At 38.5% G+C, this 13,830-nt stretch carries 16 protein-coding genes; 9 read left to right on the top strand and 7 right to left on the bottom strand.

The genetic code is table 11. The features are described from left to right. Positions 1-16: 16 nt before the first annotated feature. Entirely contained in the window at positions 17-754 is a 738-nt protein-coding gene (locus H0S58_RS08135) for a histidine phosphatase family protein (RefSeq protein ID WP_195726245.1), read from the top strand. 116 nt (positions 755-870) lie between these two features. On the opposite strand, the gene rpsT is transcribed toward H0S58_RS08135, so the two are convergent. Next, positions 871-1,137, bottom strand: a complete 267-nt coding sequence (gene rpsT, locus H0S58_RS08130; RefSeq protein WP_053580135.1) for a 30S ribosomal protein S20 — start codon at positions 1,135-1,137, stop codon at positions 871-873. A gap of 215 nt (positions 1,138-1,352) precedes the next feature. Between rpsT and H0S58_RS08125 the strand changes: the two genes are divergently transcribed. The 3 genes from H0S58_RS08125 to H0S58_RS08115 are packed head-to-tail and all read left to right on the top strand — an operon-like array spanning position 1,353 to position 3,344. Next, on the top strand, positions 1,353-2,018 hold the full coding sequence (locus tag H0S58_RS08125; protein ID WP_195726244.1) for an NAD(P)H-binding protein: 666 nt from the start codon (positions 1,353-1,355) through the stop codon (positions 2,016-2,018). 12 nt (positions 2,019-2,030) lie between these two features. Next, a complete protein-coding gene (gene rraA / locus H0S58_RS08120) occupies positions 2,031-2,543 on the top strand; it encodes a ribonuclease E activity regulator RraA (protein WP_053580137.1) in 513 nt (170 codons plus the stop codon). A gap of 24 nt (positions 2,544-2,567) precedes the next feature. Next, entirely contained in the window at positions 2,568-3,344 is a 777-nt protein-coding gene (locus H0S58_RS08115; RefSeq protein ID WP_053580138.1) for a glutathione S-transferase N-terminal domain-containing protein, read from the top strand. Between the two features lie 58 nt (positions 3,345-3,402). Here the strand turns inward: H0S58_RS08115 and H0S58_RS08110 are convergent, their stop codons facing one another. Genes H0S58_RS08110 through H0S58_RS08100 form a run of 3 tightly spaced genes read right to left on the bottom strand, consistent with a single transcriptional unit; the run spans position 3,403 to position 5,564 of the window. Beyond that, entirely contained in the window at positions 3,403-4,572 is a 1,170-nt protein-coding gene (locus H0S58_RS08110) for a cupin domain-containing protein (protein ID WP_195726243.1), read from the bottom strand. A 15-nt stretch (positions 4,573-4,587) separates the two neighbouring features. After that, on the bottom strand, positions 4,588-5,181 hold the full coding sequence (locus H0S58_RS08105) for a Maf family protein (protein WP_195727586.1): 594 nt from the start codon (positions 5,179-5,181) through the stop codon (positions 4,588-4,590). Next, positions 5,181-5,564 carry a DUF2237 family protein gene (locus H0S58_RS08100; protein WP_195726242.1) on the bottom strand — a complete coding sequence of 128 codons (384 nt, stop codon included), beginning with the start codon at positions 5,562-5,564 and terminating at the stop codon, positions 5,181-5,183. Before H0S58_RS08100 ends, H0S58_RS08105 begins: the two co-directional genes overlap by 1 nt. A 140-nt stretch (positions 5,565-5,704) precedes the next feature. Here H0S58_RS08100 and H0S58_RS08095 point away from each other — a divergent pair, with 140 nt between their 5' ends. The 4 genes from H0S58_RS08095 (at position 5,705) to H0S58_RS08080 (ending at position 9,442) form a co-directional block, all read left to right on the top strand. After that, positions 5,705-6,892: a phosphoglycerate kinase gene (locus H0S58_RS08095; protein WP_053580142.1), complete on the top strand. Its 1,188-nt coding sequence runs from the start codon at positions 5,705-5,707 to the stop codon at positions 6,890-6,892. A gap of 149 nt (positions 6,893-7,041) precedes the next feature. Beyond that, positions 7,042-7,314 (top strand): hypothetical protein, encoded by a 273-nt coding sequence (locus H0S58_RS08090; RefSeq protein ID WP_195726241.1) that lies wholly within the window; start codon positions 7,042-7,044, stop codon positions 7,312-7,314. Between the two features lie 122 nt (positions 7,315-7,436). Further along, positions 7,437-8,474, top strand: a complete 1,038-nt coding sequence (gene fba, locus H0S58_RS08085) for a class II fructose-bisphosphate aldolase (RefSeq protein WP_053580144.1) — start codon at positions 7,437-7,439, stop codon at positions 8,472-8,474. A gap of 104 nt (positions 8,475-8,578) precedes the next feature. Further along, positions 8,579-9,442: an EamA family transporter gene (locus tag H0S58_RS08080; RefSeq protein WP_195726240.1), complete on the top strand. Its 864-nt coding sequence runs from the start codon at positions 8,579-8,581 to the stop codon at positions 9,440-9,442. A 318-nt stretch (positions 9,443-9,760) separates the two neighbouring features. On the opposite strand, the gene nfsB is transcribed toward H0S58_RS08080, so the two are convergent. From nfsB to H0S58_RS08065, 3 genes are all read right to left on the bottom strand, one after another. Beyond that, the gene (gene nfsB / locus H0S58_RS08075) at positions 9,761-10,414 is read right to left on the bottom strand and encodes an oxygen-insensitive NAD(P)H nitroreductase (protein WP_195726239.1); all 654 of its coding nucleotides are present in this window, start codon (positions 10,412-10,414) and stop codon (positions 9,761-9,763) included. Positions 10,415-10,599: 185 nt separating this feature from the next. Then, entirely contained in the window at positions 10,600-11,319 is a 720-nt protein-coding gene (locus H0S58_RS08070) for a UDP-2,3-diacylglucosamine diphosphatase (RefSeq protein WP_195726238.1), read from the bottom strand. Positions 11,320-11,428: 109 nt separating this feature from the next. Beyond that, on the bottom strand, positions 11,429-11,938 hold the full coding sequence (locus H0S58_RS08065; RefSeq protein WP_053580148.1) for a peptidylprolyl isomerase: 510 nt from the start codon (positions 11,936-11,938) through the stop codon (positions 11,429-11,431). A gap of 165 nt (positions 11,939-12,103) precedes the next feature. On the opposite strand from H0S58_RS08065, the gene H0S58_RS08060 reads away from it, so the two are divergent. Beyond that, the gene (locus H0S58_RS08060) at positions 12,104-13,822 is read left to right on the top strand and encodes a glutamine--tRNA ligase/YqeY domain fusion protein (RefSeq protein WP_195726237.1); all 1,719 of its coding nucleotides are present in this window, start codon (positions 12,104-12,106) and stop codon (positions 13,820-13,822) included. Positions 13,823-13,830 lie beyond the last annotated feature (8 nt).

Raw genomic sequence — 13,830 nt, 5'->3', positions numbered from 1 at the left:
AATTTTTGGCTGCATCATGGCGTTAGACCTCCTTCCTAAAAGTATGCTCAAAGCAATTGATTTATTGCCAGAAGCAAAAGTCCCTGTCACTTTATTTACTCGTCATTCTATTCGTGAAATGGTATCGGGTCAGGGCTTGGCTGGCTATGATTTACAATTGACTTCCCAAGGTCGAGAATTAGCAGAGGCTTGGGGATGTTATTTAATTGAGAATACAGACCGAAGTATTCAACACTGCATTTCAAGTCCGATACAGCGCTGTGTAGATACAGCCGCTTTAATGATTCAAGGTGCTGACTCTAATACATCTGTCCAAAATACTCATCATATCGAAATTGTTGAGCAAGGGTTGCTGGTCGAGCCAGGTAGTTTTGTATTGGATATTAAACAAGCAGGTCCTTATTTTCGAAAACAAGGGGCTTTAGGTTTTATTAACAGTTTTGTGAATAATGCTTTACCTGGGATGAAACACCCAATTTCGGGTGTGGTGGATGTATTGGAACTGATTTATAACGCACATCCGCAAAATCAGTTTGGTTTAAGTTTGGCTGTCAGTCATGACACTATTTTAGCGGCGATTATTGCTGTTATTTCTGGGCATAAGAGCATTAGCCAAGAAGACTGGCCCAAAATGATGGAAGGCTTATTTGTCTGGTTTGAAGGCGATCAATTTTTAGAATCAAAACTCAAATGGATTTGGCGCGGTAAAGTCAGTGAACTTTCTATTCGAGATTTTCAATTGTTAGAAAAATAAAGTAAATAGGTACACTTATATTGATTATTTTTCTTAAAGATTCATTTCATTTATTTTTATTTGAAAAAATATAGACCTAAAAAAAGCCCTTAACGGGCTTTTTTCAATGCAACAAATTAGTTAGCTAACGCTTTAATTTGTGCATTCAAACGGCTCTTGTGACGAGCAGCTTTGTTCTTATGGATGATGCCTTTATCAGCCATACGATCAATTACAGGTACTGCAGTTTTGTATGCTTCTGAAGCAACAGCATAATCACCAGCAGCGATTGCAGCTACTGTACGTTTAAGATAAGTACGAACCATAGAACGTAAGCTTGCGTTGTGTTTGCGTGCTTTAACGTTTTGACGAGCACGTTTTTTAGCTTGAGCAGAGTTTGCCACTCGTGCACTCCTTGAAATAGATTGGTCTGGGCGGGCTGAAATTGCAACTGAAAACCTTCATCAGAAGAATTATCACCAGCCCGTAAACAAGTGCCATATTGTGATTAAACTATGAGGTTAAGTCAAGTCTTGACTTACTTTGACAACATTTTAGATGCAGAAAAATGATCGAGAAAGCGCTAGATTGGTAATAACCCTTAGAGATTGTTTAAAAAATGACTAAATCAATTAAAAGTGTAATTGTGATTGGTGCGACTGGTTTGGTTGGTCGTGAACTATTAAAACAGCTGAATCAACTTGAGGTGTGTGAAAAAATTACCGCTGTTGTCCGCCATGAAGACGCACAACTTCGAACATTGGAAAAAGTGCAACAATTTAGACTGGATGATTTTCTTTTGCTAAACGATGAAGATGTAAATGGCTATAGCCATGCATTTAGCTGTTTAGGAACAACCTTGAAAAAAGCAGGTTCAAAAGAAAAATTTTATAATATTGATTATGAAATCAATGCACATTTTGCCGATTTATTCGAATCAACCTCTACGCATTATTTGCTCATTAGTGCGATGGGTGCCAATGCAGATTCAAAATTTTTTTACAATAAGGTGAAAGGAAAACTAGAAAATCATATTCAAGATCTGAAACTGGAACATGTTTCAATTGTTAGACCTTCCTTGTTACTAGGTGATCGCTCAGAACAACGAACTTTAGAGGATATGACGCAAAAACTTTATCAAAAATTGTCGCATTTCGTACCCAATACTTTTAAATATAAGCCAGTGACAGCAGCGCAAGTGGCTCGTACTATGCTCAAAGCGGCACAGTTTCAGACGGATAAGTTTGAAATTTATGATAATTTAGCTATACAGAATTCAAAATAAAGGAGATGGAGAGTGTCGGATCAAACTTTTGTAACCTGTGATTTGCTGGATGATCATCCTGAAAAAGATCTTCAGGTTGTGACACCATCTATGGATGGGAAATTTTTTAAAAGTTATGGAGCACGTCAAAGTTTTGCTGGTCAGGTGGTGACGGTAAAATGCTTTGAAGACAATTCACGGGTTAAAGAACTCCTTGCAACTGATGGTCGTGGAAAAGTGTTGGTAGTGGATGGGGGAGCATCAATGCGTTGTGCCTTAATGGGCGACATGATTGCAGAATCTGCAGTGAATCATCACTGGAGTGGTGTTGTGATTTATGGTTGTGTGCGTGATGTGGATGCGATTGCTGAACTTGATTTAGGTATACATGCATTGGCTGCAATTCCGCAAAAAAGCAATCGAAAAGGCATAGGCGAAGTAGATTTAACACTATATTTTGGTGGAGTAAGTATTAATTCTGGTGACTATATTTACGCCGATAATAATGGAATAGTGATTGCAAAAGAAAAATTAGTCGATTTATAAACACAACTGAACGGGAATAACAGAATGGTGATGCATCAAATTAAAGTATTACAGGCTCTAGCATCTTCTATCACTGAAGGTGGTCGAGGGGTAAGCGGTACAGCATTTCCGAAGCAACCAGAAAAAGCACTGCAACTTTATGAATTTGAAGGTTCACCATTTTGCCGTCGTGTACGTGAAGTGATGAGTCTATTGAATTTGGATTATGAGGTTTATCCTTGTCCAAAAGGGGGACAAAAATACCGTAAAGTTGTGCAAGAAAAAGGGGGGAAAAAACAATTTCCGTTTTTCATAGATAAAAATACAGGTATTGAGATGTATGAGTCACAAGACATCATTCATTATCTGTTTAAACATTATGGACGGACTGGAAAAACACCGACAAAATTTTCGACTTATCCTAAAATCCCTGTCGTTGCTTTTGTAGGAACATTGATTAATGGTGCGCGTGGTGTCTGGATCAATGAGAAAAGCATTCAGCGTGAAGCACCTGCACAACTTTTAGAATTATGGGGTTTTGAAGCCAGTCCGTTTACCCGTGTGGTACGCGGCGTTTTAACAGAGCTAGAATTACCATTCATATTTCACAATGTGCCCAAAGAACGTTGGCAGGATATGGGTCCCGCATTATTGCGTTTGAAACCCGGTAAATATGAGCCGTTAAAAGGTGGTAAGCGCGAAAAAGTTATTGAGATTATGGGAAGAGATATTCAGGTTCCTTATTTGGTTGATCCTAATACTGGGGTGAAAATGTTTGAATCTGCAAAAATTGTAAAATACTTAAAGCAGCAATATGCGTGAATAATAAAGAATTGATTTGAATCAAGGGGAAAATCATAATTTCCCCTTGATTCATGGTTTATTCTGTATCTACAGCAGGCAATAACATTAAGATTGATTCATTCAGTAAATTGACAATATCTTCTAGCATCTCTGGACGAGCCAATTTTTCATCGAGTAAGATTAAATTGCCATCAGCCAATTGTTTTAAAAGTGGCGCAAAATCATCAGAAATACAAATCCCTTCACCATTCGCCCAAAACAACAATTTACTTTCAACTTCGGTGTAGAGCAGACGTGATGCAGGCTCAAGCATCAGTGAATAACCTTGATCAAGTGCTTGTTCTAAATCACCTGAACCAATGGCTTCTGCCTCTGGAATATTTTCAGGGTATTTTGACTCTGACATCAGGCTCATGAGTGCATCTTCAAGCACGTTTGGATTTTGCAATTGCGCCAAGAGTTTTGTTTTTAAATATTCAAGTTCTGTTTGATTGATTTGACCCACAGAAGTCACTTTTTCACGCAGAATATCTGTGAGTGGATTTTTAAGTAATTGATCAACCGCAAATTTATCGCTGACACGATCCATCATTTCCGCAACATTTGGCATGCGAAAGCCAAAAGAATAAGTCAAACAGTCATCTTCTGCTACACCGTAATGTGCCAAACCAGGTGGTACATAAAGTAAGTCACCCGGTGTTAAAATTTCATCAAAATGAATTTGTATTTCTGGCAATAATTTTAACGGTTGACCGGCCACAATTTCACTGCCTGCATCACACATTTGTCCAAGCTGCCAACGTCGATGTCCATGACCTTGTACTAGAAATACATCATAAAAATCAAAATGTTTACCGACTGAACCACCTTTAGGCGCATAAGACACCATAATGTCATCACGACGCCATTGTGGAATAAAAGGGAATTTCTTCCAAAGTTCGGCCAAATCAAATGAATAATGATCGACAGCTTGGATTAAAAGTGTCCAAAGTTTTGGCATCTTTTGAAAGTCGGCTTTCATTAAAGGTGATGATTTTACTGACCAATGATTCGGATCTTTGTCCTTTTGCTTAATCAATCGTGCATTGATATTTTCATCTAAAGCCAGCTCCATTACATCGGCTGGTTCTAAAAGATTTTTAATTTCAGGAAGCGCATTACGCACCAGTAACGGTTTCTTTTGCCAGTATTCGGTAAGAAATTGTTCAGCGGTGATTCCGCCCAAAACAGCTAAAGTTTGAGACATAGGTAAAGCCTAAAATTAAGGAACTAAAATGTTGAATTGACGTAAAATATGGCAAAGTTGAATCATGGGCAGACCCATAAGTGTGGTTTGGTCTTGTCCACTCATGTTTTCAAATAAACTAATGCCTAGACTTTCACATTTAAAACTGCCTGCGCACATTAAAGGCTGATCTATTCGGATATAACGCTCGATTTCAGTTAAGGTCAGTTTGCGAAATTTGACTTTATAATGTTCAACCAAGGTCTGTTCAAAACCTGTAGATTGCTGCTGTATGCTTAAAGCAGTACTGAAATACACGATTTTATCTGAATTGGCTTGTAACTGCTTAATCGCTTTTTCGTGAGTTAAAGGTTTACCAATAAAAATATCAGGTGCACCTTCACGCCAAGCCACTTGGTCAGATCCAATCACAATCGCTTCGGGATATTGATCAGAAATCTGTTTGGCTTTTTCGAAAGCCAAGCGCTTTGCCAAGTCATCAGCATGGTTTTCACGGTGTGGTGACTCGTCAATATCAGGCACTACACATTGATAATCAATATAAAGCCGATCCATCAATGCTTTTCGCGTTTGACTACTTGAAGCCAAAATAATTTGAGACATTTTGATTACACCGCATAGTCCATCAGTACATCAATAGGTACATAAGAAAGTACAGCTTGATGGCAGGCATGAATTTTAATTGGAGGAGCAATTCCTGCTTGATATGCTTCTACCCAGCGTGTCACACAAATACACCAAAAATCACTAGGTTCTAAGCCAGGAAAGTCGATTTCAGGTAAAGGGGTAATTAAGTCATTACCTACTTTCTGCGAATAATTTAGAAATTCGGCAGTCATTAGCACACACATGGTGTGTTGACCGAGATCGGTCGTGGCAGTATGGCAAAAACCATTGCGAAAATATCCTGTAATGGGAGCGTAACAACAGCTGGCTAAGGATTCGCCTAAAACATTTAATCGATTGATTTTTGGATCGGGGTGAATAGACATAAATTCTGAATCATAATGTGGCTTTTGACTATCATAATCAAAACTTTGCCTTTCGACAGCTTTTATACAAAAGAAGCTAACCTTTTTCTACATAATCATTTAAAATCGGGCGATTTTTATATTTATAAAGAGAGCTATACATGAATTTTCAGCGTATGACTGACCTTGATTTAACCGCTAAGCGTGTTTTAATCCGTGAAGATTTAAACGTGCCTGTCAAAAATGGTGAGATTAGCAGTGACGCACGTTTACGCGCTGCGCTTCCAACTATTAAGGCAGCCATTGAAAAAGGCGCTGCAGTAATGGTGTGTTCACATCTAGGTCGTCCCGTTGAAGGTGAAGCTCAACCCGAACAATCTTTAGCACCTGTTGCTGCTTATTTGACGCAAGCTTTAGGTCAAAAGGTTGAATTAATTACTGATTATTTAGACGGCGTACAGGTTGTGGCTGGTCAAGTGGTATTGCTTGAAAATGTACGTTTTAACGTTGGGGAAAAGAAAAACAACCCTGACCTTGCTCAAAAATATGCAGCGCTCTGCGATGTATTTGTGATGGATGCCTTTGGTACTGCACATCGTGCGGAAGCATCCACAGAAGGTGTCGCGCGCTTTGCTCAAGTTTCAGCAGCAGGGCCGTTACTTGCCGCGGAACTAGATGCTTTAGGTCGTGCACTTCAGACCCCTGAATCACCAATGGTGGCTATTGTTGCGGGTTCAAAAGTTTCAACCAAGCTTGATGTACTGACTTCGCTTTCTAGTATTTGCGATCAAATCATTGTGGGCGGTGGTATTGCCAATACATTCTTGGCTGCTGCGGGCTACAACGTTGGTAAATCATTGTGTGAAAATGATTTAATCGATACAGCTAAAGCCATTGCTGCTAAAGTTTCTGTTCCATTACCTACAGATGTTGTGGTTGCTGATGCAGCTGAAATTGATTTCAGTGATTTCTTGGGCTCATTAGCAAAAGCAAAAGCAATCGTTAAAAATGTTGCTGATGTCGCTGACAACGATATGATTTTAGACGTTGGTCCAGAAACAGCAAAAGCATTTGCAGAAATTATCAAAACTTCAAAAACGATTCTTTGGAATGGTCCTGTCGGTGTATTTGAAGTCGATCAATTTGGCGAAGGAACGAAAGCCTTATCTTTAGCGATTGCGGAATCTGCTGGTTTCTCTATTGCAGGCGGGGGCGATACTTTGGCTGCCATTGACAAATATGAAGTCGCTAACCAAATGGGATATATCTCGACCGGTGGTGGTGCTTTTCTTGAATTTGTAGAAGGTAAAACCTTACCTGCGGTAGCAGTATTATTAGAGCGTGCTTAATCTCTAATAAGATAGTAGAACAGATTGGAAGAGTAATAAGGTTGGCTTAGGCCAGCCTTTGTTTTTTGATAGACATACTTTAGTCATGAAAATGAAATATAATTGCAATAAAATTATGTTCATTAAATCTCCTGTCTTAGGAAAATGTGATGAACTTAAAATTAACGCTTGCAGCCTTACTGATTGTGCCTTTGGCTTTAACCGCATGTGCAAAAAAAGATGAAGCACCAAAAAATGAAACTGCTGAAACTGTGGCAGTAAATGAAAAAATTACACCAGAACAACAAGCTGCTATCGATGCCATTGATCAACCTATTTTGGATGAACACAACACAGATGTGGCGCCAGAAATTGCGAATGCAGATGCAGATGAAGCAACTCCAGACACAGAAGTCGCTGCTTCTGAGGCTGTAACACCTTAGGTTGCTCATATTATTTAAAAAGTCCCTGCATTTGCAGGGACTTTTTTTTAAAATAGTGTGTTTTGTTACTGAATTGAAATGATTCAGCATGTAGAATATGGGGCATCAACTGGGAGGACTTTATGGCACTTATCTCATTGCGCCAGCTCTTGGATCACGCCGGTGAACACAATTACGGCGTACCAGCGTTTAACGTAAACAATTTAGAACAAATGCGCGCAATTATGTTAGCCGCAGACGAAACGAATTCACCTGTTATTGTTCAAGCATCTGCGGGTGCTCGTAAATATGCAGGTGCTCCGTTTTTACGTCATTTAATTTTGGCTGCAATTGAAGAGTGGCCACATATTCCCGTGGTAATGCATCAAGATCATGGTACTGATCCTGATGTGTGTCAACGTTCGATTCAATTGGGCTTTTCATCGGTGATGATGGATGGTTCATTGGGTGCAGATGGCAAAACTCCGACAAATTATGAATATAACGTCGACGTAACACGTCGCACCGTTCAAATGGCGCATGCATGTGGCGTTTCCGTTGAAGGTGAGATTGGCTGTTTGGGTAGCCTTGAAACAGGTTTGGCCGGTGAAGAAGATGGTGTTGGTGCAGAAGGTGTTCTTGACCATTCCCAACTTTTAACTTCAGTTGAAGAAGCAACTCAATTTGTTGCAGATACCAATGTTGATGCTTTAGCCATTGCAGTAGGGACTTCCCACGGTGCGTATAAATTTACACGTCCACCTACAGGTGATATTTTAGCCATTGACCGCATTAAAGAAATTCATGCGGCATTGCCAAATACACATCTTGTGATGCACGGTTCAAGCTCTGTACCACAAGAATGGTTGGCGATTATTAACCAGTACGGCGGCGACATCAAAGAAACCTATGGTGTGCCAGTTGAACAACTGGTTGAAGCAATTAAACACGGTGTGCGTAAAATTAATATTGACACCGATTTACGTTTGGCATCTACAGGTGCAATGCGTCGTATGATGGCTGAAAAACCAAGTGAATTCGATCCACGTAAATTCTTTGCAGAAACAGTGGTTGCAATGAAACAAATCTGTGTAGATCGTTATACCCAGTTTGGTACAGCAGGTCATGCAGACAAAATTCGCCCAATCTCTTTAGAGAAAATGGTAGATCGTTATAAATAATCTTTGATGATGATCTATCAAGATCATCGATAAAAATTATTTATGATCAAAAGCCCGCAACTCTTGTGGGCTTTTTTGTATTTCACTTTTAAAAAAGGTAAAAGATGGAACTTATATTTGCTGCAGCTTGTTGTAGTGTACTGATTTCAATCCTTTTAAAGCTTGCAAAAACGAAAGGTTTCAATGCACTGCACATGATTGCGTGGAATTATGCATCGGCAAGTTTATTGTGTCTTTTATGGTTTAAACCAGACTTGCAGCATATTTCAGTTTCTCATACCCCATGGTTATTAATTATAGCTTTAGGGATTCTGCTACCCAGTATTTTTTTATGCTTGGCAAAATCTTTGCACCATGCTGGCATAATCAATACTGAAATTGCACAACGTTTATCCGTAGTTTTATCTTTATTGGCGGCATTTTTTATTTTTCAAGAACAGTTTAATTATTTAAAGATCATTGGAATTGCTCTGGGTATTCTGGCTGTATTGAGTATCCTATTTTCACAACAACGTAATCAAAAAGCCAAAGCATCTTCAAAACAAGCGATGTTTTATCTTGTTTTAGTTTGGTTTGGTTATGCATTGATTGATGTGTTGCTCAAATACACCACAGGATTGGGGATTCAATTTGCTGTGGTGTTAAATCTGATGTTTATCTGTGCTTTTATCTTGTCACTGGTTTATATTTTATTCACATCAAAAACTTTTGGCCATGCAAAAAATATAATAGCCGGCTTAGGTTTAGGTGTTTTAAATTTTGCTAATATTGCCCTCTATGTTAAAGCACATATGCTATTGAAAGACACACCTGCTATTGTTTTTGCAGGTATGAATATTCTGGTGGTTGTTTTGGGTGCATGCAGTGGTTTAATGATTTTCAAAGAAAAATTAAAATTGATGACTGCTTTAGGTTTATTACTTGGTTTAGCGAGTGTTATTTGCCTCGCATATACGCTATCTGTTTAAATACAGACTTTAAAAGTGTCGTGGATGTTTAATGATATCAAGCTTTTCAGCTGTACCTAAAATTGAACCTGCTTGTTTACAACCCGGACACTTCGGATAAACGTTTAAGGTTTTAACTGAATATGGATACATATAGATTTTACAACAATCGTTGCATTCGAATTTTATTGGCATTTTAGGTAGAACAGACATAAGAACCACTACTGTTTTATTTTTTAGCAGTATAACCTGTATATTATGTAAGAAATATGTCCTAAATTGACATAAAACGGAGTGTTTGATCTGATCTGCACTCCGTTTTATTTTAAATAGCTTTAATTAAAGCTGAGTAAAAATAGTCTCTTTATTGAGACGTGATTTTGGCAATTTGGCATTGAAATCACTTTCGCTTCTATAGCCGAGTGTTAAGAGTACAGAAGGTACTAAACCTTTTTCTGTCAGTTTTAGTTCATCATTGATAATTTGCTCATCGAAGCCACCAATCGGTGTGGCATCAATACCCTCGATGCCAGCAGCCAGTAAAATTTGACCTAAAGCAATAAAGGTTTGATTTTCTGCCCAACGTTGAATATCACCTTTTTCATTACGATAATAATCAACATAACCACTGCGACTGTCTTTTTGACCTTGTTTCGCAGTTGAGTCTTTAAAACGGCCACTTGCATCATCTTGTTGGAGTAGATTTTCTAAATGCTGTTCACTAATATCAGCTTGCGTACAAAATAAAATGGTATGGGACGAATCTAAAACTTTGGGTGCGTTATACGCATATTTGCCGACCAATGCCTTGGCAATACGCTCTTTGGCTATTTGATGATCTGCAATAAAAAAATGCCAAGGTTGAATATTGATTGAAGAGGGTGTTAAACGGAGTACTTCTAATAGTCGCGTAATCTGTTTAGATGGAATTTTTCGATCAGGATCATAAGCTTTGGTGGTATAGCGAGTTTTTGAAACGTTTAAAAGATCCATCAAGCATGACTCCACTGGAAAAATATAAGTCTTATTCTACCTGAAGCTAGATGACAATGGCTTATAACAAATTGAACATATATTAGACTTTGGCATGATAAATATACCTTATCAAGAAGCTAAGGCTGAGTATTTGAAATGAAATGGAGGTCATCGTTTTGTAAACATACAGCATTATTTTTTACTTAGTAAGACCAAGTTTTTAATTTTAAGGTTTGATGTATTTGTTGGGGATCAATTTCTAAAATCTGTGCTTGGTTTTCACGCCAATCACCTAAAACAATACGAGTCTTGCCAAATTCATGGTGCATTTCAGGGCGATGCGTATGTCCATGAATCAATAAATCAACTGATTGAAGTGATTGTTCAACAGCATGTTGATTCACATCCATAATTTCATAGGATTTTACTCGTTTGGTTTTTGTGCTTTTTTTACGGAAACCATTAGCCAATTGCTGACGGAAACTGAGCGGCATACTTTTAATAAAGCCTAAAAGAAGCGGATTACGAATAATTTTACGAAACTTTTGATAGGACACATCATCGGTACAGAGTAAATCGCCATGTTCAAGCCGTATTTGAATGTTATCTATTTTTAAAATATCAACATCAGGCAATAAAATACCATTAAATTGTTTTAAAAAACGCTTACCTAAAGCAAAGTCACGATTGCCGACTTGGAAATAAACTTGATTACCAGTTTGATTGAACTGTTTTAAGGCATTAATCACGTCATCTAGCCATGGGGCAGTGTAGTCATCACCAAGCCACGCATTAAACCAGTCACCTAAAATATAGAGCTGGGTATTTTTGTTTTGATAGTGTGCCAATAAATCCAAAAACCCCCGAACAAGTCGAGGGTGTTCAGGTGACAAATGTAAATCAGCGATAAACAAATAGGTCACAATATTTCCTTTTTTACCCTCTAGATTCCTCAATAAATGAGGAATCTATTTTCATTATTCCGTTTTAAAGCAGCACTTGAAAACTCATTTAAAACGGAGAGGAGATTTTTTATTCAGAAATAATTTTAGCAGATTCAATCACAACATTTTCTAATGGAACATCAGCGTGGTAACCACGGTTGCCTGTGCGAACACTTTTAATAGCATCAACAATATCAAGGCCTTCAGTCACTTTACCAAACACTGCATAGCCCCAACCTTGTGCTGTTTTACCCGTATGGTTTAGGAAAGAGTTATTGCTTACATTAATGAAAAATTGTGCAGATGCAGAATGCGGCGCTTGTGTACGTGCCATTGCCACTGTACCAATTTCATTGCTTAAGCCATTGTCAGCTTCATTTTCGATTGAATCGCGAGTGGCTTTTTCTTTGAAGTTTTCATCCATTCCACCACCTTGAACCATGAAATTTTCAATAACACGGTGGAAAATTACGCCATCATAAAAACCGTCACGAACATATTCTAAAAAGTTAGCAACAGTTTTAGGTGCTTTTTCAGAGTTCAGTTCAAGCACAATACGGCCTTTATTGGTGTTTAATTCAACTTGAGGAAAACTCATTCTATAATCTCCTGATCATGGACAAAAAAGCCATGGGTTTTTGGTTGAGAGAAGCATAAGCAAACTGTAAACTACAAGGCAAGCAAAAACGTTATTTTCTTTGTTAAAAAATCAAGAAAGCGTTTTAATTATCCTATTTTATCTTATAGAAGTGATTTATCAACTATGAAGCCAAATGATGTTGTTTCATCCCTGCCAAATAACCCGACAACTCAAAATCAATCTGTCGATGCTGCGCAGCAAGAACAACAACCTGGCTTAGACTTTGTTCGTCAGGTCATTAGTGAAGATTTGGCAGCAGGCCGTACTCAAACTGTGGTGACACGTTTCCCGCCAGAACCAAATGGTTATTTGCATATTGGTCATGTCAAAGCCATTTGTTTAAATTTTGGCATTGCACAAGAATTTGATGGTATATGCAATCTTCGTTTTGACGATACCAATCCCGATGCAGAAGAACAAGAATATGTGGACGGTATTGCCAACGATGTAAAATGGTTGGGTTTTCATTGGGAGGGCGAACCACGCTATGCGTCAAGTTATTTTGATCAGTTGCATGCATGGGCAATTCAATTGATACAACAAGGGGATGCTTATGTGGATTTGCAAAGCCCTGAAGAAATTAAATTAAACCGGGGTAATTTCAAAGAGCTCGGAAAAAATTCACCTTATCGTGATGTGAGTGTGGAAGAAAATCTTACACGTTTTACTCAAATGAATAATGGCGAATTGGGTGAAGGGCAAGCAGTATTACGCGCCAAAATTGATATGGCATCACCGAATGTACATATGCGTGATCCGATTCTATATCGAGTACTACATTCTGAGCATCATCAAACCGGTGATACTTGGAAAATGTACCCAATGTATGACTATGCTCATCCGTTATCAGATGCGATTGAAGGGATTACCCATTCACTGTGTACGTTGGAATTCCAAGATCACCGTCCATTTTATGATTGGGTGGTGGATAAAGTTAAATCTGAAGCCATTCCACGTCAGTACGAATCAAGCCGTTTAAATATTGATTACACCATTACCTCGAAACGTAAATTACGTAAATTGGTTGAGGGAAATCATGTCAATGGTTGGGATGATCCACGGATGCCAACTGTCGTCGGTATGCGTCGTCGTGGTTTTACGCCTGAAGGTTTACGTGATTTTTGTAAGCGTGTGGGTGTATCTAAAACGGATGGTATTGTCGATGTCGCGATGCTTGAGTTTTGTATTCGTCAATCGCTTGAAAATACCGCTGCACGTGGTATGGCAGTGTTAAACCCGCTTAAAGTGACTTTAACCAACTTAGCAGCAGATATGGACTTAACCCATTCACGTCATCCAAATGTGGATATGGGAGAGCGTATTATTCCGTTATCGAAAGAAATTTATATCGATCGTAAAGATTTTGAAGAAATTGCACCAAAAGGCTTTAAACGCTTAATTCCTGAAGGTGAAGTACGTTTACGTCATGCTTACGTGATTAAGTGCGATGAAGTAATTAAAGATGCAAATGGTGAAGTCATTGAGCTCAAATGTTCAATCGACCCAGAAACATTAGGTAAAAATCCTGAAGGACGTAAAGTGAAGGGAGTTGTACATTGGGTTTCTGCAAGTAAAGGGGTTGCTGCAGAAGTGCGTGTGTATGACCGTTTATTTACTGAAGCTGCACCTGATGCCGATGATGATTTCTTGGCGCACTTAAATCCTGATTCTTTAAATGTGCTTCAAGCCGTGATTGAGCCTGCTTTAGCACAAGCGCAACCCGAAGATCGATTCCAGTTTGAACGTGAAGGTTATTTTGTAGCGGATCAATATGATCATACAAGCGACAAACCCGTGTTTAACCGCATTTTGGATTTAAAAGACAGTTTTAAGCCTAAGTAAGTATAAGT

Origin of the sequence: Acinetobacter sp. TTH0-4 (assembly GCF_015602665.1) — a bacterium.
Taxonomy (GTDB): domain Bacteria; phylum Pseudomonadota; class Gammaproteobacteria; order Pseudomonadales; family Moraxellaceae; genus Acinetobacter; species Acinetobacter albensis.
Note: the sequence above shows the minus strand (reverse complement) of the source record. Positions and strands in the feature narration are given on the sequence as shown.

What these genes read in the sequence shown, in the direction of transcription:
- H0S58_RS08135 (WP_195726245.1), top strand. Translation starts at nt 17, where the DNA reads ATGGCGTTAGACCTCCTTCCTAAAAGTATGCTCAAAGCAATTGATTTA.
- nfsB (WP_195726239.1), bottom strand. Translation starts at nt 10,414, where the DNA reads ATGGATCTTTTAAACGTTTCAAAAACTCGCTATACCACCAAAGCTTAT.
- H0S58_RS08095 (WP_053580142.1), top strand. Translation starts at nt 5,705, where the DNA reads ATGAATTTTCAGCGTATGACTGACCTTGATTTAACCGCTAAGCGTGTT.
- H0S58_RS08080 (WP_195726240.1), top strand. Translation starts at nt 8,579, where the DNA reads ATGGAACTTATATTTGCTGCAGCTTGTTGTAGTGTACTGATTTCAATC.
- H0S58_RS08060 (WP_195726237.1), top strand. Translation starts at nt 12,104, where the DNA reads ATGAAGCCAAATGATGTTGTTTCATCCCTGCCAAATAACCCGACAACT.
- H0S58_RS08125 (WP_195726244.1), top strand. Translation starts at nt 1,353, where the DNA reads ATGACTAAATCAATTAAAAGTGTAATTGTGATTGGTGCGACTGGTTTG.
- H0S58_RS08115 (WP_053580138.1), top strand. Translation starts at nt 2,568, where the DNA reads ATGGTGATGCATCAAATTAAAGTATTACAGGCTCTAGCATCTTCTATC.
- H0S58_RS08110 (WP_195726243.1), bottom strand. Translation starts at nt 4,572, where the DNA reads ATGTCTCAAACTTTAGCTGTTTTGGGCGGAATCACCGCTGAACAATTT.
- H0S58_RS08100 (WP_195726242.1), bottom strand. Translation starts at nt 5,564, where the DNA reads ATGTCTATTCACCCCGATCCAAAAATCAATCGATTAAATGTTTTAGGC.
- H0S58_RS08065 (WP_053580148.1), bottom strand. Translation starts at nt 11,938, where the DNA reads ATGAGTTTTCCTCAAGTTGAATTAAACACCAATAAAGGCCGTATTGTG.
- fba (WP_053580144.1), top strand. Translation starts at nt 7,437, where the DNA reads ATGGCACTTATCTCATTGCGCCAGCTCTTGGATCACGCCGGTGAACAC.
- H0S58_RS08090 (WP_195726241.1), top strand. Translation starts at nt 7,042, where the DNA reads ATGAACTTAAAATTAACGCTTGCAGCCTTACTGATTGTGCCTTTGGCT.